This is a genomic window from Pseudomonas sp. 3HC3 (assembly GCF_044904505.1).
Classification (GTDB): Bacteria; Pseudomonadota; Gammaproteobacteria; order Pseudomonadales; family Pseudomonadaceae; genus Aquipseudomonas; species Aquipseudomonas putida_Y.
Map to the genome: position 1 here is coordinate 219163 of NZ_JADDRH010000003.1, position 21770 is coordinate 240932.

At 62.1% G+C, this 21770-nt stretch carries 21 protein-coding genes; 8 read left to right on the forward strand and 13 right to left on the reverse strand.

Translation table 11 applies throughout. The features are described from left to right. Positions 1–6: 6 nt before the first annotated feature. The 9 genes from recO to rpoE form a co-directional block, all read right to left on the reverse strand. Complete coding sequence (gene recO / locus INQ47_RS08150; RefSeq protein ID WP_404701475.1) at positions 7–690, reverse strand: DNA repair protein RecO; 684 nt, start codon at positions 688–690, stop codon at positions 7–9. A 121-nt stretch (positions 691–811) separates the two neighbouring features. Further along, positions 812–1714 (reverse strand): GTPase Era, encoded by a 903-nt coding sequence (gene era, locus INQ47_RS08155; RefSeq protein ID WP_003252061.1) that lies wholly within the window; start codon positions 1712–1714, stop codon positions 812–814. Further along, the gene (rnc, locus tag INQ47_RS08160) at positions 1707–2396 is read right to left on the reverse strand and encodes a ribonuclease III (protein ID WP_003252059.1); all 690 of its coding nucleotides are present in this window, start codon (positions 2394–2396) and stop codon (positions 1707–1709) included. The genes era and rnc overlap by 8 nt, the downstream gene beginning before the upstream one ends. A gap of 163 nt (positions 2397–2559) precedes the next feature. Continuing rightward, on the reverse strand, positions 2560–3414 hold the full coding sequence (gene lepB / locus INQ47_RS08165) for a signal peptidase I (protein ID WP_252459711.1): 855 nt from the start codon (positions 3412–3414) through the stop codon (positions 2560–2562). Between the two features lie 5 nt (positions 3415–3419). Then, positions 3420–5219 (reverse strand): translation elongation factor 4, encoded by a 1800-nt coding sequence (lepA, locus tag INQ47_RS08170; RefSeq protein WP_031322928.1) that lies wholly within the window; start codon positions 5217–5219, stop codon positions 3420–3422. A gap of 180 nt (positions 5220–5399) precedes the next feature. After that, the gene (locus INQ47_RS08175) at positions 5400–6803 is read right to left on the reverse strand and encodes a DegQ family serine endoprotease (protein WP_374755686.1); all 1404 of its coding nucleotides are present in this window, start codon (positions 6801–6803) and stop codon (positions 5400–5402) included. A 205-nt stretch (positions 6804–7008) separates the two neighbouring features. Further along, positions 7009–7974, reverse strand: a complete 966-nt coding sequence (locus INQ47_RS08180; protein ID WP_252459709.1) for a MucB/RseB C-terminal domain-containing protein — start codon at positions 7972–7974, stop codon at positions 7009–7011. A 12-nt stretch (positions 7975–7986) separates the two neighbouring features. After that, positions 7987–8577, reverse strand: coding sequence for a sigma-E factor negative regulatory protein (locus tag INQ47_RS08185; protein WP_021785741.1), 591 nt, complete (start codon positions 8575–8577; stop codon positions 7987–7989). Between the two features lie 33 nt (positions 8578–8610). Beyond that, entirely contained in the window at positions 8611–9192 is a 582-nt protein-coding gene (rpoE, locus tag INQ47_RS08190) for an RNA polymerase sigma factor RpoE (protein WP_003252049.1), read from the reverse strand. 434 nt (positions 9193–9626) lie between these two features. On the opposite strand from rpoE, the gene nadB reads away from it, so the two are divergent. After that, positions 9627–11231, forward strand: a complete 1605-nt coding sequence (nadB, locus tag INQ47_RS08195) for an L-aspartate oxidase (protein ID WP_252459708.1) — start codon at positions 9627–9629, stop codon at positions 11229–11231. 117 nt (positions 11232–11348) lie between these two features. On the opposite strand, the gene INQ47_RS08200 is transcribed toward nadB, so the two are convergent. Together INQ47_RS08200 and INQ47_RS08205 are read right to left on the reverse strand one after the other, a co-directional pair. Then, a complete protein-coding gene (locus tag INQ47_RS08200) occupies positions 11349–11807 on the reverse strand; it encodes a protein YgfX (protein WP_404701476.1) in 459 nt (152 codons plus the stop codon). Further along, a complete protein-coding gene (locus INQ47_RS08205) occupies positions 11791–12045 on the reverse strand; it encodes a succinate dehydrogenase assembly factor 2 (protein ID WP_003252043.1) in 255 nt (84 codons plus the stop codon). Before INQ47_RS08205 ends, INQ47_RS08200 begins: the two co-directional genes overlap by 17 nt. A gap of 133 nt (positions 12046–12178) precedes the next feature. On the opposite strand from INQ47_RS08205, the gene INQ47_RS08210 reads away from it, so the two are divergent. Next, positions 12179–13120 (forward strand): YgfZ/GcvT domain-containing protein, encoded by a 942-nt coding sequence (locus INQ47_RS08210; protein WP_404701477.1) that lies wholly within the window; start codon positions 12179–12181, stop codon positions 13118–13120. A 55-nt stretch (positions 13121–13175) separates the two neighbouring features. After that, complete coding sequence (locus INQ47_RS08215) at positions 13176–13982, forward strand: HDOD domain-containing protein (protein ID WP_028698136.1); 807 nt, start codon at positions 13176–13178, stop codon at positions 13980–13982. A 63-nt stretch (positions 13983–14045) separates the two neighbouring features. On the opposite strand, the gene INQ47_RS08220 is transcribed toward INQ47_RS08215, so the two are convergent. Then, entirely contained in the window at positions 14046–15425 is a 1380-nt protein-coding gene (locus INQ47_RS08220; protein ID WP_101196230.1) for a sensor histidine kinase, read from the reverse strand. After that, positions 15418–16089, reverse strand: a complete 672-nt coding sequence (locus INQ47_RS08225; RefSeq protein WP_021785746.1) for a response regulator — start codon at positions 16087–16089, stop codon at positions 15418–15420. Before INQ47_RS08225 ends, INQ47_RS08220 begins: the two co-directional genes overlap by 8 nt. Before the next feature lie 200 nt (positions 16090–16289). On the opposite strand from INQ47_RS08225, the gene INQ47_RS08230 reads away from it, so the two are divergent. The 5 genes from INQ47_RS08230 (at position 16290) to INQ47_RS08250 (ending at position 21699) form a co-directional block, all read left to right on the forward strand. Then, positions 16290–17579 carry an OprD family porin gene (locus tag INQ47_RS08230; RefSeq protein WP_021785747.1) on the forward strand — a complete coding sequence of 430 codons (1290 nt, stop codon included), beginning with the start codon at positions 16290–16292 and terminating at the stop codon, positions 17577–17579. Between the two features lie 46 nt (positions 17580–17625). Next, complete coding sequence (locus tag INQ47_RS08235) at positions 17626–18606, forward strand: tripartite tricarboxylate transporter substrate binding protein (protein ID WP_021785748.1); 981 nt, start codon at positions 17626–17628, stop codon at positions 18604–18606. A 68-nt stretch (positions 18607–18674) separates the two neighbouring features. Next, positions 18675–19133, forward strand: a complete 459-nt coding sequence (locus tag INQ47_RS08240) for a tripartite tricarboxylate transporter TctB family protein (protein WP_176682673.1) — start codon at positions 18675–18677, stop codon at positions 19131–19133. Between the two features lie 3 nt (positions 19134–19136). Then, positions 19137–20651 carry a tripartite tricarboxylate transporter permease gene (locus tag INQ47_RS08245; protein ID WP_404701478.1) on the forward strand — a complete coding sequence of 505 codons (1515 nt, stop codon included), beginning with the start codon at positions 19137–19139 and terminating at the stop codon, positions 20649–20651. Continuing rightward, positions 20644–21699: an AbrB family transcriptional regulator gene (locus INQ47_RS08250; RefSeq protein WP_404701479.1), complete on the forward strand. Its 1056-nt coding sequence runs from the start codon at positions 20644–20646 to the stop codon at positions 21697–21699. Before INQ47_RS08245 ends, INQ47_RS08250 begins: the two co-directional genes overlap by 8 nt. Positions 21700–21770: the final 71 nt, after the last annotated feature.

Genomic DNA, 21770 nt, shown 5'->3' on the forward strand with positions numbered 1-21770 from the left:
TCCAGATCAGCGCTTGCGAAACAGTTCCCGGCTGACCAGCGGTTTTGCACCCAGATGAACTGCCAGTGCCTGGCGCATCAGCCGCTTCGCGGCAAGCAAGGCGCCGGGTGCGTCCCAATCGGTTTGGGCCATAGCCAGCAGTTCGGTGCCACGGAACAGGCCGGGCTGCGCCAGCTCTACCCGCTCCAGGCCGGCGTCAACGCGCAAGCGGTACAGGCCATCGGCGGCAATGGGCTGCTCGTTGACGTCATGGTGCAAGGAAAACGCATAACCGAGTTCGTCCAGCAGCCGCCATTCGAACGAGCGCAGCAGGGGTTCCAGCGGGCGCCCGGCACTCAGTGCCTGCAAGGTCAAGGTGTAGTGCTCGAACAGCGCCGGGAACGGCGCTTCGGCAGGCAGCAGGCGCATCAGCAGTTCATTGAGGTACAACCCGCTGAACAGGGCATCGCCGTGTAGCCAGGCGGCGATGCCGGTGCCGTCCATGCGGCCGACATTCTTCAGCTCGCCGCGCCCACGCAGCTCCACCTCCAGCGACACGAATGGTCGCACCAGGCTGCCGCCCTTGCCCCGCGCGCGGCGCAACACGGCTCGCATGCAGCCCTGCGGGGTGAAGAAGTCTACCAGCGCGCTGGTTTCCTTATAGGCACGGCTATGCAGTACGTAGGCTGGCTGGGGGGTGGGTTGGTCCATGCACTATCTCTGGGGCCTGATGTACGTGTGGGAGCGGACGTGCCCGCGAAAGCGTCAGTGAACCCACTATCGCATTCGCGGGCCAGCCCGCTCCCACAGGAATAACCGACCGGTCAGGTAATTACAGGTCACCGTAGCCCAGCGAACGCAGGGCGCGCTCGTCATCGGACCAGCCGCCTTTGACCTTGACCCACAGGTTGAGCATGACCTTGGAATCGAACAGCACTTCCATGTCCTTGCGCGCCTCGGAACCGATGCGCTTGATGCGCTCGCCCTTGTCACCAATGATGATTTTCTTCTGGCCGTCGCGCTCGACCAGGATCAGCGCGTGAATGTGCAGCACATGGCCCTGCTGCTTGAATTCCTCGATTTCGACGGTGATCTGGTACGGCAGCTCCGCACCCAACTGGCGCATGATCTTCTCGCGTACCAGTTCAGCGGCGAGGAAGCGGCTGCTACGGTCGGTGATCTGGTCTTCGGGGAAGAAATGATCGTTCTCGGGCAGGTGCTTGGCGATCTGTGCTTCCAGCGCTTCAAGGTTGTGCCCCTGCTGCGCGGAAATCGGCATCACCTCGGCGTTCGGCAGTTGCTCTTGGAGCCACTGCAGGTGCGGGATCAGCTCGGCTTTCTCTTCCATGCGGTCGGTCTTGTTGACCGCGATGATCAGCGGGCCGGTCACATACTGCACGCGCTCCAGAACCAGTTGGTCCTCGTCGGTCCACTTGGTACGGTCGACCACGAAGATAACCACGTCGACGTCCTTGAGGGCTGCCGAGGCGTTGCGGTTCATGTAGCGGTTCAGTGCCTTGTCGTTGGCTTTGTGCATCCCCGGGGTATCGACATAGATCGCCTGCACATCACCTTCGGTCTTGATGCCGAGCATGTTGTGGCGGGTGGTCTGCGGCTTGCGCGAGGTAATCGCCAGCTTCTGACCGAGGATGTGGTTGAGCAGGGTCGACTTGCCGACGTTGGGGCGGCCGACAATGGCTACGTAGCCGCAGCGGGTCGGGTTGCTATCAGTCATTGCCATTCTCCACGCCCAGGGCGATCAGTGCAGACGCGGCGGCGACTTGCTCGGCAATACGCCGGCTAACGCCCTGACCACGGCTCTTGTTGTTCAGCAGTACCACTTCGCATTCGACGAAGAAGGTTCGGCAGTGTGGTTCACCCTGGATATCCACGACTTCGTAACGCGGCAGCTCACAGCTGCGCGACTGCAGGAACTCTTGCAGGCGGGTTTTCGGATCTTTATTGGTGTCGACCAGTGTCAGGCCTTCAAACTCATCGGCCAGCCAGGCCAGGATGCGCTCCCGGGCGGTGTCCATGTCAGCGTCCAGGTAGATGGCACCAATCAGTGCCTCCAGGGCGTCAGCCAGGATCGACTCGCGGCGAAAGCCGCCGCTCTTGAGTTCTCCGGAGCCCAGGCGCAGGTAATCGCCCAGGTCAAAACCACGGGCCAGACGGGCCAGGGTCTCACCCTTGACCAACCGTGCACGCAGCCGCGACAACTGGCCTTCGCGGGCCTGCGGAAAACGCTCGAACAGCGCTTCACCGGCAACGAAGTTGAGAATGGCGTCACCGAGGAACTCCAGGCGCTCATTGTTGCGCCCGGCGTAACTGCGATGGGTCAGTGCCAGGAGCATCTGGTCCTGGTTCTTGAAGGTGTAACCGAGCTTTCGCTCCAGACCGGCAAGGGAAGCACTCATGCGGCCACCCGATCGTTGTTCAACGCGTTGTTCAAATCAACATCCTGAAAGACTGTTTGGCTGTGGTCCGCCGATCGATTTGCGGCGAATCTCCCGATCCCTGAGAACACAGCCTATGTCAGAAATGCATTCGGCGCTGTCTACTGGACAGCGCCGATGGGTATCAATGGATCAGACCAACCCGCGACAGGTTGGGCAAGTGGCTGAGTTTGGGCTCTGGCCAGCTCATCCACACCGCGAAAGCCTTGCCGACAATGTTCCGGTCCGGAACCATGCCGTGCAGTTCCTTGGGAATGTTCGGGTCATCCCAGAAACGGCTATCGTTGGAGTTGTCGCGGTTGTCTCCCATCATGAAGTAATGGCCCGCAGGCACGGTCCACTGCTGGTCCGGCGGCATGCGATAACGGCTCATTTCCTTGCGGATCAGGTGCTCGGTCTCGCCGAGTTTTTCCTTGTACAGCTGAGCGCTGCCCAGGGTACCCGGCTCGCTGCCCACCAGTTGTTCGGCAACGGGCTGGCCGTTGACGAACAGCCGTTTGTCGTTGGTATAGCGAACTACGTCGCCCGGGAGGCCAACCACACGTTTGATGTAGTTGACATTCGGGTCGCTCGGGTAGCGGAACACCATCACATCCCCGCGTTGCGGGTCACCGATCGCGATGACCTTCTTGTCGATCACCGGCAGACGAATGCCGTACGAGAACTTGTTCACCAGGATGAAGTCGCCCACTTCCAGGGTCGGCTTCATCGATCCCGAGGGGATCTGGAACGGCTCGACCAGGAACGAACGCAGCACCAGCACGATGAACAGTACCGGGAAGAACGACTTGCCATACTCGACCAGCAACGGCTCCTTGTTCAGCCGTTCGACCACCGCCATCTCGGGCTGGCTGACGCTGCCCTGATAGTTGGCAATTGCCGCACGCCGGCGCGGGGCCAGGAACAGCAGGTCGATCAAGCCCAGCAGACCGCAGATGAAGACGGCGATGACTAGCAACAGCGGGAAATTTAGCGACATAGGACCTAGCTATCCAACCTGAGCACGGCGAGGAAGGCTTCTTGTGGAATTTCCACGTTGCCCACCTGTTTCATGCGTTTCTTACCGGCCTTCTGCTTCTCCAGCAGCTTCTTCTTACGGCTGACGTCACCGCCGTAGCACTTGGCCAGTACGTTCTTTCTGAGCGCCTTGACGGTTGTCCGCGCAATGATCTGGCCGCCAATGGCTGCCTGAATCGCTACGTCAAACATCTGCCGAGGGATCAGTTCCTTCATCTTCTCGGTCAACGCACGGCCTTTGTAGGCCGCGTTGTCGCGGTGCACGATCAATGCCAGGGCATCAACCTTGTCGCCGTTGATCAGTACGTCCAGCTTGACCAGGTTGGCCGACTGGTAGCGATCGAAATGATAGTCCAGCGAAGCATAGCCGCGGCTGGTGGATTTGAGGCGATCGAAGAAGTCGAGCACCACTTCGTTCATCGGCATGTCGTAACGCACCTGCACCTGGCTACCGAGGAACTGCATGTCGCGCTGTACGCCACGCTTCTCGATGCACAGGGTGATGACGTTACCCAGGTGCTCCTGCGGAACCAGGATGGTCGCGGTGACGATCGGCTCGCGGAAGTCCGCTACAGCCGAGACGTCCGGCAGCTTGGACGGGTTGTCGACAACGATGGTTTCGCCGGTTTTCAACTCCAGCTCGTAGATTACGCTGGGTGCGGTGGTGATCAGGTCCAGGTCGTACTCGCGCTCCAGGCGCTCCTGGATGATTTCCATGTGCAACATGCCCAGGAAACCGCAACGGAAGCCAAAGCCCAGCGCGTCGGAGCTTTCCGGCATGTACTGCAGCGAGGAGTCGTTCAGGGTCAGCTTCTGCAGAGCGTCGCGGAAGTCCTCGAAGTCGTCGGAGCTGACCGGGAACAGGCCGGCGTAGACCTGCGGCTGAATCTTCTTGAAGCCGGGCAGCACTTCGACCTCAGGGGTCGAGGACAGGGTCAGGGTGTCGCCAACCGGGGCGCCGTGAATGTCCTTGATGCTGGCGATGATGAAGCCTACTTCGCCGGCTTTCAGATCAGCAGTCTGGGTGTGTTTCGGGGTGAAGACACCGACGCTGTCGACCAGGTGCACCTTGCCGGTGGACTTGACCAGGATCTTGTCGCCTTTCTTGACGCGGCCCTGGCGCACGCGCACCAGCGAGACTACACCCAGGTAATTGTCGAACCAGGAGTCGATGATCAGCGCTTGCAGCGGTGCATCGATCTCACCTTCTGGCGCGGGGATGGTGTGCACCAGGCGCTCGAGCACCTCGTCCACGCCCATGCCGCTCTTGGCGCTGCAGGCTACGGCGTCGGTGGCGTCGATACCGATGATCTTCTCGATCTCGTCCTTGACGCGGTCCGGGTCGGCCTGTGGCAGGTCCATCTTGTTCAGGACCGGCATGACCTCCAGACCTTGCTCGATAGCGGTGTAGCAGTTGGCCACGGACTGGGCTTCCACGCCCTGGCCGGCGTCGACAACCAGCAGTGCACCTTCACAGGCCGCCAGCGAGCGCGAAACTTCGTAGGTGAAGTCGACGTGGCCGGGGGTATCGATGAAGTTCAGCTGGTAGATCTTGCCGTCCTGCGCCTTGTAGTGAAGCGTGACGCTGTGGGCCTTGATGGTGATACCGCGCTCACGCTCCAGGTCCATGGAATCGAGCACCTGGGCTTCCATCTCGCGCGCCGTCAGGCCGCCGCACATCTGGATGAAACGGTCAGCCAGCGTCGACTTGCCATGGTCGATGTGGGCGATGATGGAGAAATTGCGGATATGACTCAAATCACTCACGGGTCAACACTCGAAAAGGCTGCGAGCCGGACGCCCGCCGAAAAATAGCCGGGAATTGTACCTTAAGCTGCTGGGTTATGGGAGATTCCTCTGTCCGACTGTACACAGCAATCATTCCCGCAATTGTGAAGATTCATGAAAAAGGGCAGCCGAAGCTGCCCTTTCGCCTTGCGAAACCGCTTATTCAGCAAGCTTGAAGGTGATGAAGCTGGCACGCCCCTGACGCAGCACGCGCATCGACACAGAACGGTTCTTCGGCAGTTCCTTGGCGATTTCGGTGAATTCCTTGGCCGAACCGATGGCCTGGTTGTTCAGATGGCTGATGACATCACCCGGGCGCAAGCCGATCATGGCTGCCGGACCATCCTGCACTTCCTTGATGACCACGCCACCTTTGAGCTCCAGAGATTTTTTCTGCTCGGCGGTCAGGTCGGCGACCGATACACCCAGGCGGTTGCTGCTACGCTCAGCGCTGCCGTCGGCACCGGTGCCGATGTCGACATCGTCGTCCGGCAGTGCGCCGACGCTGATGTTCAGGGTCTGGCGTTTGCCGTTGCGGATGATTTCCAGCTTGGCCTTCTCGCCATCCTTGAGGCTGCCAACCAGGTGTGGCAGATCGGCCGACATGACGATTGGCTGGCCGTTCATGCTGAGGATCACGTCACCCACCTGCAGGCCGCCTTTGGCCGCCGGGCCGTCTTCCAACACCTGGGCCACCAGGGCACCCGCCGGCTTGTCCAGGCCGAACGATTCGGCCAGGTCCTTGTTGACCTCCTGAATCACCACGCCCAGCCAGCCGCGGCTGACCTTGCCGTCTTTCTTCAGCTGGTTGGAGACATCGATCGCTACATCGATCGGGATGGCGAACGACAGGCCCATGAAACCGCCAGAACGGGTGAAGATTTGCGAGTTGATACCCACCACTTCGCCTTTCATGTTGAACAGCGGGCCGCCGGAGTTACCCGGGTTGATGGCAACGTCGGTCTGGATGAACGGCACGTAGGTGTCATTGGGCAGGGTCCGGCCCTTGGCGCTGACAATACCTTTGGTCACCGAATGGTCGAAGCCGAACGGCGAACCGATGGCCAGTACCCACTCGCCCACCTTGAGCTTTTCGGAATCCCCCAGCTTCACGGTCGGCAGGTTCTTGCCGTCGACCTTCAGCAGCGCCACGTCGGTACGCGGGTCGGTGCCAACCAGCTTGGCCTTCAGCTCGCTGCGGTCCGACAGGCGGACGATGATCTCATCGGCATCGGCCACCACATGGTTATTGGTGAGCACGTAGCCATCACTGGAAATGATGAAGCCCGAGCCCAGCGACTGCGCCTCGCGCTGGCGGTCACCGCGCGGCGAGCGCGGCTGCTGGGGCATGTTGCGCTCGAAGAACTCGCGGAACATCGGCGGCAGGCCTTCCAGGTCCGGCATCTGACCTGCCGCGATTCGGCGCTCAGGCAGCTTCTGTTTGGTGCTGATGTTGACAACTGCCGGCGAAGCCTGCTCGACCAGGGTGGTGAAGTCCGGCAGGGCTTCCTCGGCCTGGGCGGTGAGTACCTGGCCGAGCATCAGCACAGCAGCGAACATCATTAGGTAGGATTTCAAGCGTGGTATTGACATACGACTCCCGTCACAACGAGCGGTAGTTTGGAAAGACCCCTGCACAACGCAGAAAGGCCAAGCTCTTCAAAGCCTGACCTATAGAAAATTTGCCGATGGATTGCAAATGACAATGCTTTAATTTCATTTCAGCCGTATGCCCATCCGACTTGGCTCGGCATGCAAAAGTGCGCCATTACTGGCGCGCCTGGGCATCCTGGGGGCGCATCGACAGGGCGACGCGTTCTGCCGTACCCAGCGGAATTTCGCCAACCACGGTCACCATCACTTTGCCCTTGGGTGTATTCAGGCGACGCGAGACTGCCGAGGTCGGGCCTAACTGGGTGCGCATGTCGGTGCTGCCATCATCGCTCACTTGCTCGATGAATACCGAAAAACGCGCCAGGCCGTCGTCATACATCAGGCTGCTGACCGAACTGTTGCGCTTGGGATCGCGGCGCACCGAGCTGTTGACCAGCTCGAAACCGGGTGGCAGCCAGTCCGAACGCCAACCAGCGGCGGTATCATTGCTACCGGCCGCCACATGTTGCACCGGCTTGCAGGCAGCACCTGGGCGCAGGTCTGCGTCGCTGGGGATGTCATCGGTATCGAGACGGGTCATCTGGAAGCGTTCCAGCAACTGCCCCTTGTCGTTGAGCATCAGCGAACGCAGCGGCAAGCCCGAGTGACGGTCCAGATGCAATTCGAAAGCATAACGGTGCTGGTCGCGTGGAGTGAGCGTAATGATCACGGCATCACGCCCGGCGACCCGCGACTTGCCTGCCACACTCAAATCGTACCAGCCCATCAATTTCAGCGGATCAAGCACACGCGGTGCGGTATCCGACGGCGCCACGACTCTGCTGGCCAAGGCCCCGCTGACGCACTCCACCTGGCCATCCACGCGCACGATTTCCTGGGCGGCGCCATCAAGCTGCAACAGCCGCTCGCTGACTTTGCCGTCCTCGACTCTGTGCCAGATGTCGTGGGAAGAGAAACTGCCATTGCGTTCGTAGACGAACGACCCTTGATAGCTCTGCTTTTGCTCGGCCTGTGCCAGCTTGTTCAACCACTCACTCGCCTCGGGCGAAGAGTTGGCCGCCAATGCTGGCACCGTCATGCAGCTGCCAATCAGCAGCGACAGGAGAGGTAGCGCGCGCATGATCCTCCTTACTTAACGGTTTTCCAGGCTGGCGGCGCGGGCATACGGCAATGCGGTTTCAGTGCCCTTGAGCGCAGATTCCTGGGCATGCTGGCGCAGGTACCCTGGCAGACGCTGATCCCAGCCGGCCTGGTTCTGCAGCACACCATTGGCCATTGGCCCGGTCGGTTGCTCACTGCTCTCACTATAGCCTGCCAAAACGGCCGGGCCTTGCGTTTGTGGCACACTCAGGCCTTGCTGGACAGGCTGCTGGGCAGCAAGCTCGGCCCCAGTGATCTCGTCCTGGTTGTACATACGCACACCCGCCAGCACCGCCACGGTAACCGAGGCAGCTACCGCCAGACGGCCAATGCTGCGCCAAGGGCCTTTCTTGACCTTGGCTGGCACGGCTTCGTCAGCCAGCGCAGCAGACACCGCCGAGGCGATATCCAGGTTCGGCAGCAGCAGCTCCTTGTGCATGGCTGCACGGGCAACCTGGTAACGCGACCAGGTGGCACGGGTTTCGGCTTCGTCGACGGCGTTCAACACCCGACGTAATTCCAGTTCATCCGCTTCGTTATCCATCACCGCGGACAGCGATTCCTGCAAAGCTTCACGACTCATGGCGGTTCCTCTCTTGGCGCTGTCGCCGCTGTCTCAGGTTTCCTGCAACAACGGCTGCAGGGCTTTATCTATGGCCTCCCGAGCGCGGAAGATTCGAGAGCGCACGGTACCCACCGGACATTGCATGACACTGGCAATGTCTTCGTAACTCAGCCCATCGAACTCGCGTAGCGTCAATGCCGTACGCAGGTCTTCGGGCAGTTGCTGGATGGTGCGATGGACAGTGCCTTCGATTTCATCCCGCAACAACGAGCGCTCTGGGGACTCGAGATCCTTGAGGCCATGATCGCCGTCGTAAAACTCCGCGTCCTCGGAGCTCACATCGCTGTCTGGCGGCCGTCTTCCACGGGACACCAGGTAGTTCTTCGCCGTGTTGATGGCGATGCGGTACAGCCACGTATAAAACGCACTGTCGCCGCGGAAGTTGCCAAGCGCACGGTAGGCCTTGATGAAGGCTTCCTGTGCTACATCCTGGGCCTCGTGGGTATCGTGAACAAACCGCACGATCAACCCGAGAATCTTGTGCTGATACTTCAGCACCAACAGATCGAAAGCTCGCCTGTCACCGCGCTGCACGCGCTCGACAAGCTGCTGATCCTCTTCCTGGGTTAGCATGAACACTCCTCAGTGAACTCGAAGGAGCGTTGCATCAGCCATCGTTCAGGCTTGCAACCATAGACTCGGGCTTTGCGCAAAAGTTCTCCCCTCCAAGCAAGTTTCCTGCAGCCCTTGGTCGGCTTGCACGGAAGACGCGGCGCGGTCACGGCCGGCAACGTCGATAATCAGGTTTCAAATACGCAGGGGTAAGCCCGCAAAGGCCTGCCGCCCTGCGTCGCCGCGGCAAATTGTGGCGTACGGGCAGCCTTCATAGGATTTCCGGCCATGTCGGAAAGTTCCCACAAAGGTTGTCGCAACCTGGCAAGTAGCATGGAAATTGGCCACCCGGGGCTGCTATAAAGGCATCCCGACACGTTTAACGATAGTTTCACAATGCCATCCGCGCGTGACCATTGTGCCGTGCCCCTCCCAAAGATTACTAGTGTCCCGACATGAGCCAACAATTCCAATATGATGTCCTGGTGATCGGCAGCGGTGCCGCCGGTCTCAGCCTGGCACTTAACCTACCCAGCCACCTTCGCGTAGCCGTGTTGAGCAAGGGCGACCTGGCCAATGGCTCGACCTTCTGGGCCCAGGGCGGCGTCGCTGCAGTGCTGGACAATACCGATACTGTGCAGTCGCATGTCGAGGACACCCTCAATGCCGGCGGCGGGCTGTGCCATGAAGATGCGGTGCGCTTTACCGTCGAGCACAGCCGCGAAGCGATCCAGTGGCTGATCGAGCAAGGCGTACCCTTCACCCGCGATGAGCACCACAGCGTCGACGATGGCAGCTTCGAGTTCCACCTCACCCGTGAAGGTGGCCACAGCCACCGGCGCATCATTCACGCCGCCGACGCTACCGGCGCGGCAATTTTCACCACGCTGCTGGAACAGGCTCGCCAGCGCCCGAACATCCAGCTGCTGGAGCAGCGGGTGGCGGTGGACCTGATCACTGAGCGCCGCCTGGGGTTACCCGGCCAACGCTGCCTGGGCGCCTACGTGCTCGACCGCAACACCGGCGAGGTAGACACTTTTGGCGCGCGCTTCACTGTGCTGGCCACTGGCGGTGCGGCCAAGGTCTACCTCTATACCAGCAACCCCGATGGTGCCTGCGGCGACGGTATCGCCATGGCCTGGCGGGCCGGCTGCCGGGTGGCGAATCTGGAATTCAACCAGTTCCACCCCACCTGCCTGTATCACCCGCAGGCCAAGAGCTTCCTGATCACCGAAGCCCTGCGCGGCGAGGGCGCCCTGCTGCGCCTGCCCAACGGCGAACGCTTCATGCCGCGCTTCGACCCACGCGAAGAGCTGGCCCCACGGGACATCGTGGCCCGCGCCATCGACCACGAGATGAAGCGTCTGGGCGTGGACTGCGTATACCTGGACATCACTCACAAGCCTGCGGACTTCATCAAGAGCCACTTCCCCACGGTGTACGAGCGCTGCCTGGCCTTTGGCATCGATATCACCCGTCAGCCGATCCCGGTGGTGCCAGCGGCGCATTACACCTGCGGCGGAGTGATGGTCGACGATTGCGGCCACACCGACGTGCCTGGCTTGTATGCCATCGGCGAAACCAGTTTCACTGGCCTGCACGGCGCCAACCGTATGGCCAGCAACTCGCTGCTGGAATGTTTTGTGTACGGTCGCGCCGCCGCTGCCGACATCCAGGCGCACCTGGAGCAAGTGGCGATGCCCAAAGCCTTGCCCGGCTGGGACGCCAGCCAGGTGACCGACTCGGACGAGGACGTGATCATTGCGCATAACTGGGACGAACTGCGGCGCTTCATGTGGGACTACGTCGGCATCGTACGTACCAGCAAGCGCCTGCAGCGGGCCCAGCACCGCATTCGCCTGCTGCTGGATGAAATCGACGAGTTCTACAGCAACTACAAAGTCAGCCGTGACCTGATCGAGCTGCGCAACCTGGCGCAGGTCGCCGAGCTGATGATCCTGTCCGCCATGCAGCGCAAGGAAAGCCGTGGGTTGCATTACACACTGGATTATCCGGGGATGCTGGACGAGGCCAAGGACACCATCCTTAGCCCCCTCTGAAAACGGCGTCGCGGCCTTCGCGGGCTCGCCCGCTCCCACAGGGGGTTAACTGCCTTGCAGTTTTGCGCAGTACCTGTGGAACGGGCGAGCCCACGAAGAAACTGACCCGGCCCTGAACTATGCCCGGCCCACCGCGGCCCAGCGCCGCCGACTGAACTTCAACCGCACCCGCAAGCGCCGATGCTCGTCAGCCCCTAGCGCATCCTGTGGTATACACTGGCTTTCCCCCAGCCAACGCCCCACCCGCTCAAAGCGCAACACCACCAGCCCAGGCAAAGCCAGGCTATCCCGGCACAAGCGCACTGACTGCCACCCGCAGGCACGGCTGAGCACCTGCCAGCCCCGCACATCACGGCGCAGGCCGACAACAGCCTGGTCATGGGTCAACAGGATACGTCGGGGAATGGCCCAGCCAGCGTGGGACGTGCAGGCGGTGACAACCGAAAAGGCCAACCACCCGGGCAGCGGGCTCGCCCACACGGCAAGCCACGCCAGTACCTGACAAGCCAGGTAGGCCGCCAGCAGCAGGCGCGAGCCTTGCCAGCGGCACTCGAAGCACTCACTTGGGCTGGACACGGTCCAGAATGATGCGGACCATGCGCTGCAGTTCCGGGTCTTCGGACTCGGTGCGCTCCATGAACCAGCCGAACATGTCCTGATCCTCGCAGCTCAAGAGACGCACGTACAGTTCACGGTCGGTCTCATTGAGGGTGGGGTAGACTTCCTGGGTGAAAGGCACCAGCAGTACGTCCAGTTCCAGCATGCCGCGGCGGCTGTGCCAGAAAAGCCGGTTGAGTTCAGTTTGTTCGACCATGGGGCCCTCCTCGAATGGGCCGCCAGTATACAGCCAGGCGCGCGAAGCGACACCGGGCGTTGGTCTAGTCACCTACCTATTTTGTTACCGGCGTTCTATGATGGCCGCCAGTCTTTAGCCACCGCGATGACCCATGGCCGATTCCGCTTTCTTCTGCCCCCTGTCCCACGAGGGCATCCTCGCCGTCCGCGGCTCCGATGCAGGCAAGTTCCTGCAAGGCCAGCTGACCTGCAACATCAACTACCTCAGCCAGGAATACGCCAGCCTCGGCGCCCGCTGCATGGTCAAGGGGCGCATGCAGTCGAGCTTCCGCATAGTGCCCGAAGGCAACGGCTACCTGCTGGCCATGGCCAGCGAGCTGCTCGACGCGCAACTGGCCGACCTGAAAAAATACGCCGTGTTCTCCAAGGCCACGCTGACCGACGAAAGCACCGCATGGGCACGCTTCGGCCTGCAAGGTGGCGAAACTGCACTGCAGGCGCTGGGGCTTGTCGTGCCCGCAGTTGCCGGTAGCACCGCGCGCCACGATGGGCTGATCGCCATCGCCGCATCCGCTGGCCGGGTTGAGCTGTGGGTGCCGGCGGCTGAAGCCGAACCTGTACGCCAGGCCCTTGCCGCAACGCTGCCCGAAGGCAGTATCAACGACTGGCTGCTGGGGCAAATTCGCGCAGGTATCGGCCAGATCATGGGCCCGACCCGTGAGCTGTTCATCCCACAGATGATCAACCTGCAGGCCGTCGACGGCGTCAGCTTCAAGAAAGGCTGCTACACCGGCCAGGAAATCGTCGCCCGCATGCAGTACCTGGGCAAACTCAAACGCCGCCAGTACCGCCTGGCACTGGACCAGCAGGCCATTCCGGCCCCGGGCGCCGAGATTTTCTCGCCCACCCATGGTTCGTCGGTCGGTGAAGTGGTCATTGCTGCCGGCAACGGCGCGGGCTGCGAACTGCTCGCGGTGCTCAGCGCCGAGGCCGTGGAAGACGGCAACCTGCACCTGGGCAGCCTCGAAGGCCCGCGCCTGCAGGTACTGACCCTGCCTTACGAACTGGACCGCGACCGGGAAATCCAGCGCTGACCAGCCTGCCCCACCCCTGTGGCGGGGCCGCACCACCACTGCGGTAGACATGCCCATGAACAAGCTGGCCGAGTTGGTTCAAGCACAATTGCTCGACGCCATCGAAAAGGATGACCTGGTCCTGCCCACCCTGCCCGAAGTTGCCTTGAGCATCCGCGAAGCAGCAGAAGACAGCGAGATCAGCGTAGCGGCCCTGAGCAAGGTGATCGGTCGCGACGCGGCCCTTTCAGCGCGCCTGATCAAGGTCGTCAACAGCCCACTGCTGCGTGCTGCGGTCGAGGTTACCGACCTGCATACCGCCATCACGCGGCTAGGCATCAACTACAGCTGCAACCTGGCCATCGGCCTGGTGATCGAGCAAATTTTCCATGCCCGCTCGCCGGCAGTCGAGCAGAAACTGCGCGATATCTGGGCCAGTAGCCTGGAAGTGGCGGGCATCAGCTACGAAATCTGCCGCCGCTTTACACCTCTCAAGCCTGACCAGGCCACCTTGGGTGGGCTGGTCAACCAGATTGGCGCGCTGCCGGTACTCATCTATGCCGAAGAGCACAACGAACTGTTGTCCGACCCGGTTTGCCTGCATTACGTGATCGAGCAACTCCAGCCCGTGCTGGGGGACAAGATCCTCAAGGCCTGGGAGTTTCCGGAACAGTTGGTTCACCTGCCGAGCCAGGTTCATGACCTGGACCGCCAGACGGACAAGATCGATTACATCGACATCGTGCAGATCGCCCGCTGCATCAGTCAGCGCGGGCGCCACCGGCCATTGGCTGCGCTGCCGGCTTACCGCCATCTGGGGCTGCCGTTTGGCACCGAGCTGGAGGTCGATGAACTGCTGGAAGCGCGGAGCATGTTGCGCTGAGCTGTAACAGCCTGCCATGGCCTTTTCGCGGTGAACCGCGAAAGGGTCGACCCAGGCAAGCCGTCAATCCGCTATAAAACTCACCCGTACCCGCAACCCGCCCTTCTCGCCATCATGCAGGCTCACTTGCGCCAGGTGCGCCCGACAGATCTCGCCAACGATCGCCAGCCCTAACCCACTGCCCTGCGCACTTCGCCGGTAGAACCGCTCGAACACACGCTCGCGCTCGGCCTCGGGAATACCTGGCCCGTCGTCTTCCACTTCCAGTACTGCCGGCGCCTTTACCCGCAAAATCACATTGCCACCCGCTGGCGTATGCGCCAAGGCATTGTCCACCAGATTGCTCAACAACTCGTTGAGCAACGTCGGCTCACCTTTCAGCCATACCGGCGCCTCGGCCTCCAGCGCCAGCGCCACCCCGCGCTTGTGCGCCAAAGGCGCCATGGCCATGCCCAGCTCGCGGGCCAACTGGCTCAAATCCAGACGCTGCGCACCGCCTTCGGCGATTGCCCGTGCGCCATTCTCGACCCGCGCCAACGACAACAACTGGTTGGCCAGGTGGGTCAGCCTGTCGGTACCCTGGGCTGCAGACTCCAAGGTCTGCCGCCACTCCTGTGGCTCGGCCGAGCGCAAGCCCAGCTCGACACGTGCCTTCAACGCCGCCAGCGGCGTTCGCAGTTCGTGGGCCGCGTCGGCAATGAACTGCGCCTGGCGCTCGAACTGGCCGCGCAAGCGCTCGGTAAAGTGGTTCAGGGCGCGCACCAACGGGCTCAGTTCACGCTGCACCTGTACCACCGGCAACGCTCGCAAGTCGTCCGGCTGGCGTTCTTCCACCGCTGTGCGCAGGCGCTCCAACGGCCGCAACGCGGCGCTCACGGCAAACCACACCATCACCAACGCCGCCAGTGCCAGCATCCCCAGACGCAGCAGGGTATCGGCCATCAACCCTCGGGCCATACGCACCCGCGCTTCCTCGGTTTCGGCTACGCGGATTTCTGCCATGCCGTTCATGTTCGGCTCGCTTACCGGCTTAAGCAGGCTGACCACACGAACGTCCTGGCCAAGGTAAGTGGCGTTGTAGAACCGTGCCAATGCCGGATAGTCATCGGTGCGCGGCGTGCCAGGCGGTGGTGGCGGCAGGTTCTCGTAGCCAGAAATCAGCCTTTGCTTGATATCCAGCACCTGATAGTAAATGCGCCCCGCACTGTCATAGGCGAATGTGTCCAGCGCCACGTAAGGCACATCCGCGCTCAACGAACCATCGCGCTGCGACAGGCCCGCGGCGATGGTCCTCGCCGAAGCCAGCAGGGTGCGGTCGTAGGCGGTGTCGGCGGCCTCGCGGCCATTCCAGTAGGCGCTAAGGCCGCTGGCCAGCATCAGCACCACCAGCAACAGTGCCAAATTACCCAGCAAGCGCCCGCGCAGGCTGCCGTTGTCACGCATCGCGGTGTTCAAGCAAATAGCCCAGACCGCGGAAAGTGACGATGGCCACAGGGTGCCCGTCGAGCTTCTTGCGCAGCCGGTGAATGTAGATTTCGATGGCATCAGGGCTGGCTTCTTCGTCCAGGCCAAACACCTGGGCAGCCAACTGCTCCTTGCTCATCACCCGGCCCGGACGAGCGATCAGCGCTTCCAGCACACTCTGCTCGCGCGAAGTCAGCGCCAGGTTGTCGTCACCGAGGGTGAAGCGCCGGGTGTCCAGGTCATACACCAACGGCCCACAACGTTGCTGGCGCTCGCCGCCGAGCACACTGCGGCGCAGCAAGGCCTTGACCCGCGCCTCCAGCTCGGTCAGCTCAAACGGCTTGGCCAGATAATCGTCGGCGCCCAGGTTCAGGCCATGGACCCGGTCCTTGACGTCGCTGCGCGCAGTCAGCATCAGCACTGGCAAGGTCTTGCCACGACCTCGCAAGCGCGCCAGCACCTCAAAGCCGTCCATGCGCGGCAGGCCGACATCCAGCACGGCCACGGCGTATTCCTCACTGGCCAGCGCCAAGTCGGCCGCCACGCCGTCATGCAGCACATCTACGGTCAGGCCATGGCTTTTCAAGGCCTGGGCCACGCTTTCGGCCAGTTGCAGGTGGTCTTCGACCAGCAGCACACGCATCGGGTTCTCCCTGCTCGGGTGGGACGGTGGCGCGGAGTGTACCGCTGTCATCACGCCTGTGAAGCCCCTCGTGACAAACCTTTCACGCTGAAAGGTTAGCGAAAGGTTCGTTGCCTAGCATCGCACCACGGTCGCCCTTCGCGCCAAAAAAAGCACCAGCAAGGTGCAACGAATAAGAACAATAAACGGAGTCCTCGACGATGCTGTCATCGCAGCCGCAGGCGTTCGCGCCTACCCGTTCCTTTATCGCACGCCCCTCGGCCATCGCCAGCGCCCTCGCGCTTGCCGGTGTCGCCCCGATGAGCCAGGCCGCCTTCTTCGAAGACAGCACGGCCACCTTCGAAACCCGCAACATGTACTTCAATCGCGACTTCCGCGACGGCACCAGCGCGCAGCAATCCAAGCGCGATGAATGGGCCCAGGGCTTCATGCTCAATTTCGAGTCTGGCTACACCGATGGCACCGTGGGCTTTGGCCTGGACGCACTGGGCATGCTCGGCATCAAGCTCGACTCCAGCCCGGACCGTGCCAACAGCGGCCTGCTGCCGACCCACGATGACGGCAAGGCTGCCGACGAATACTCCAAGCTGGGCCTGACCGGCAAGGTGAAGATCTCCCAGACTGAACTCAAGATCGGCTCCCTGATCCCCGAACTGCCGACGCTGCAGCCCAACGATGGGCGTATCCTGCCGCAAACCTTCGAGGGTGGCCTGCTCACCTCCAAGGAGATCAAGGGCCTGACCTTCACCGGTGGCCGCATAGACAAGGCCAAGGACCGCAACGACACCAACTGGGAAGACTTGGCGCTGAACAACAAGAACGGCCGCTTCGGTGGCTCTTTCAACGCTGACAACCTGGCTCTGGGCGGGCTCGACTACCAGTTCACCGACCGCATCACCGGCAGCTACCACTTCGCCCAGCTCGACGATATTTACCGCCAGCACTTCATCGGCATGGTCGCCACCCAACCATGGGGCCCGGGCACCTTGGGTGCCGACCTGCGCCTTGCCATGAGTGACGACGCTGGCGCAGCCAAGGCCGGCAACATCGACAACACCACCTTCAACGGCATGCTCAGCTATGCCCTGGGCGGGCACAAGGTCAGCGCTGCCTGGCAGCAGCTGTCTGGCGAAAGCGCCTTCCCGTATGTGGATGGCGCCAACCCGTACCTGGTCAACTTCGTCCAGATCAACGACTTCGCCGGTGCCGACGAACGCTCCTGGCAGGCGCGCTACGACTACAACTTCGCCGCGCTCGGCGTACCGGGCCTGACCTTCATGACCCGTTACGTCAGCGGTGACAACGTCAGCCGGGCTGCCGGTGGCGAAGGCAAAGAGTGGGAACGCAACACCGAACTGAAGTACGTGGTACAAAGCGGCCCGTTGAAGAACGTCGCCGTGCGCCTGCGCAACGCTACCTTCCGCTCCAACTTCGCCCGTGACGCGGATGAAGTGAGGCTGTTGGTCAGCTACAGCGTGGCGCTGTGGTAACCCCATAGCGGTAATCCGATAACAACAACGCTCACGGAGATCGACGATGACCTTTTCACTGCGCCGCCTCGTCCTCGCTACCGGCTGCCTGCTGTTGGCCGGCAACGCCCTCGCTGCAGAACCAAAGCGCCCCGAATGCATCGCACCCGCCTCACCCGGTGGTGGCTTCGACCTGACCTGCAAGCTGGTGCAAAGCGCACTGGTACAAGAAAAGATCCTCAGCAAGCCAATGCGCGTCACCTACATGCCCGGCGGTGTCGGCGCGGTAGCCTACAACGCCGTGGTCGCCCAGCGCCCGGCAGACGCCGGCACGCTGGTGGCCTGGTCCAGCGGCTCGCTGCTTAACCTGGCCCAGGGCAAGTTCGGCCGTTTCGACGAAAACGCGGTGAAATGGCTGGCTGCCGTCGGCACCAGCTACGGTGCCATCGCGGTGAAGAGCGACTCGCCCTACAAGACCCTTGATGATCTGGTCGCCGCGCTGAAGAAAGACCCGAGCAAGGTCGTGATCGGTTCCGGTGGTACCGTCGGCAGCCAGGACTGGATGCAGACCGCGTTGATCGCCAAGGCCGCTGGCATAAACCCGCGCGACCTGCGCTACGTGGCCCTGGAAGGCGGTGGCGAAATCGCCACGGCACTGCTGGGTGGTCACATCCAGGTCGGCTCTACCGACATTTCCGACTCCATGCCGCACATCCAGAGCGGCAACATGCGCCTCCTCGCGGTGTTCTCGGAAAACCGCCTGGACGAGCCGGAAATGAAAGACATCCCGACAGCCAAGGAGCAGGGCTACGACATCGTCTGGCCGGTGGTGCGTGGTTTCTACCTGGGGCCAAAGGTGAGCGACGAGGACTACGCCTGGTGGAAGGCCTCGTTCGACAAGATGCTGGCCTCAGAGGACTTCGCCAAGCTGCGAGACCAGCGCGAGCTGTTCCCGTTCGCCATGACCGGCGAAGAGCTGGACGGCTATGTGAAGAAGCAAGTGGCTGACTACAAGGCACTGGCCAAGGAATTCGGCCTGATCCAGTAAGCCTTCCACGACCTTTCATAGCCCTTGTGGGTGCGGGTTTACCCGTGCCCACAATCGAGGATTCCCCAATGATCCTTCAACGCATTTTCGCCCTGGCCCTGCTTGCGGTGTGTGCCGCCCTGGCCGTCATGGCCTGGCCCTACCAGGCTGCATTTTCCTATGAACCGGTGGGCCCGCGCGCTTACCCGCTGCTGGTGCTCGGCCTGATGGGGCTGGGGCTGCTGTACCTGGTATTCCGACCAACGCCCATCGTGCGCAAAGACGACGAACCGGAACTGGATCGCGAGACCCTGATCAAGATCACCGCCTGTGTCGGCCTGCTGCTCGTGTTCGCCGCCACCTTCGAAGCCCTCGGCTTCATCCTCAGCGCTGTCCTGGTCGGCCTGCCCATGGCCCGGCTGTACGGTGGCCGCGGGCTGCGCAGCGCCATCGTGGTGGTCGGCATGAGCATCTTCCTCTACTGGCTGTTCGACCGCGTGATGGACGTGCCCCTGCCCCTTGGCCTGCTGAGCGTACTGGAGAACTGACACATGGATACCTTGAGCTACCTGGGCCAGGGCTTCGGCATTGCCCTGTCCCCCTACAACCTGGTCACCGCCCTCTCCGGCACCCTGATCGGTACCGTGGTCGGCCTGCTGCCGGGCCTGGGCCCGATCAATGGCGTGGCCCTGCTGATCCCCATCGCCTTTGCCCTCGGCCTGCCGCCGGAATCGGCGCTGATCCTGCTGGCTGCGGTGTACCTGGGCTGCGAATATGGCGGGCGTATCAGCTCGATCCTGCTGAACATCCCGGGCGAAGCCTCGACCGTGATGACCACCCTCGATGGTTACCCGATGGCCCGCCAGGGTCTGGCCGGTGTTGCCCTGTCGCTGTCGGCCTGGAGTTCGTTCATCGGCGCCTTCATCGCCACCTGCGGCATGGTGCTGTTCGCCCCGCTGCTGGCGAAATGGGCCATCGCCTTCGGCCCTGCGGAGTACTTTGTGCTAATGGTGTTCGCCATCGTCGCGCTGGGTGGCATGGCCGGTGACAAGCCACTGAAAACCTTCATTGCCGCACTCATCGGCCTGTTCCTGTCGGCGGTCGGCATCGACGCCAACAGCGGCGTGTACCGCTTCACTGGTGACAGCGTGCACCTGGCCGACGGCATTCAGTTCGTGGTGCTCGTGCTGGGCCTGTTCTCCATCAGCGAAATCCTCCTGCTGCTGGAAAAGACCCACCATGGCCACCAGGCAGTCAAGGCTACCGGCCGCATGCTGTTCAACTTCAAGGAAGCGGCCTCGGTGTTCCTGGTCAACATCCGTTGCGGCCTGCTCGGTTTCATCATGGGTGTTCTACCCGGCGCCGGCGCAACGCTGGCCAGCGCCGTGGCCTACATGACCGAGAAGCGGCTGGCGGGTGAAAGCGGCAAGTTCGGCAAGGGCGATGCCCGTGGCCTGGCAGCGCCGGAAACTGCCATTGGTGCGTCCTGCTGTGGCGCCCTGGTACCGATGCTGACCTTGGGCGTACCCGGCTCTGGCACCACGGCGGTGATGATCGGCGCCCTGACCCTGTACAACATCACCCCTGGCCCACTGCTGTTCGAGCAGCAGCCAGATATCGTCTGGGGCCTGATTGCCTCGCTGTTCGTCGCCAACATCATGCTGGTGATCCTCAACATCCCGATGATCCGCATCTTCACCCGTATCCTCGCCGTGCCAAACTGGGCGCTGGTGCCGGTGATCGCCATCATCACCGCGATCGGCGTTTACGCCGTGCATGCCACTACCTTCGACCTGTTCCTCATGGTCGGCATCGGCATCATGGGCTACATCATGCGCAAGCTGGACTTCCCTCTGTCGCCAATTCTGCTGGGCTTCATCCTCGGCGGGCTGATGGAGCAGAACCTGCGTCGGGCGCTGTCGATCTCCAATGGTGAACTGGGCATCCTCTGGTCGAGCCCGATCAGCATGAGTATCTGGGCGCTGGTAGTGGCAATGCTCGCCCTGCCGCTGCTGCGCATCTGGCGCAAACGCAGCCTGCAGCGCCGGGCCTTGGCCGATGCCTGATCGGTCGTTGCCATTGTTCGTCGCGACCGGGCTGGTCGGCCTTGCTGGCGGTTTTGCCGCCAGCAAGGTCGGCTGGCCTTTGCCATGGATGGTCGGTTCATTGCTGGCGATCATCCTGGTGCGCTGCCTGACGCCCTGGCAACTTTCGGAAATCCCCAACGGCCGCAAATGTGGGCAGTGGATCATCGGCATCGGCATCGGCCTGCACTTCACGCCAGCGGTGATCGAGCAAGTAGCCAGCCATTTCGCGCTGATCTTCTTCGGGGCGTTGTTCACCACCCTGTCCAGCGTGATCAGCGTATGGCTGCTGCGGCAAACCGGCGAAGACCGTGCCACAGCGTTCTTTGCCAGCATGCCAGGCGGTTCGGGAGAAATGGTCAACCTTGGGGCGCGCAATGGCGCGGTGCTCAGCCAGGTGGCGGCAGCGCAGAGCTTGCGTGTGCTGGCAGTGGTGCTGTGCGTGCCGGTGCTGTTCAAGTTCTTGCTGGGTGACGGGGTACCACTGAACCACGCCGGTAGCGTGAGCTGGGGCTGGCTGGCACTGATTGCGCCCTTGGGCGTTGCCGTTGCCTTGCTCTGGCAGCGCTTGCATCAGCCCAACCCATGGCTGTTCGGGCCATTGCTGGTAGCGGCTACGGTCAGCCTGGCCGGCAACCTGCAGATCGCCCTGCCCAATGGCGCCAGCCAGATCGGCCAGTGGCTCATCGGCAGCGGCCTGGCCTGCCACTTCAACCGCGCGTTTTTCCGCCGCGCACCGTCGTTCCTGGGGCGCACCTTGATGGCCACGGTGTTGTGCATGGCGATTGCCGCCACTGCTGCGTGGGTGCTGAGCATGATGACTGCACTGGACTTGCGTTCACTGACACTGGGGATGATGCCTGGCGGGATTGCCGAAATGAGCCTCACGGCCGAAACGTTGCAGTTGTCGGTGCCGCTGGTGACGGCGCTGCAGGTGATGCGCTTGATTTTGGTGTTGTTTCTTGCAGAACCGCTTTTCCGGTTGTGGGACAACAGGCATTCAAGCTGCAAGCACCCTGAAGATAGATAGTTACCACTTGCCCAATGCCCGGGTGAATAGAGTCGGATTGCTGCCCTGATCGCCAGCAAACCCACACTTCC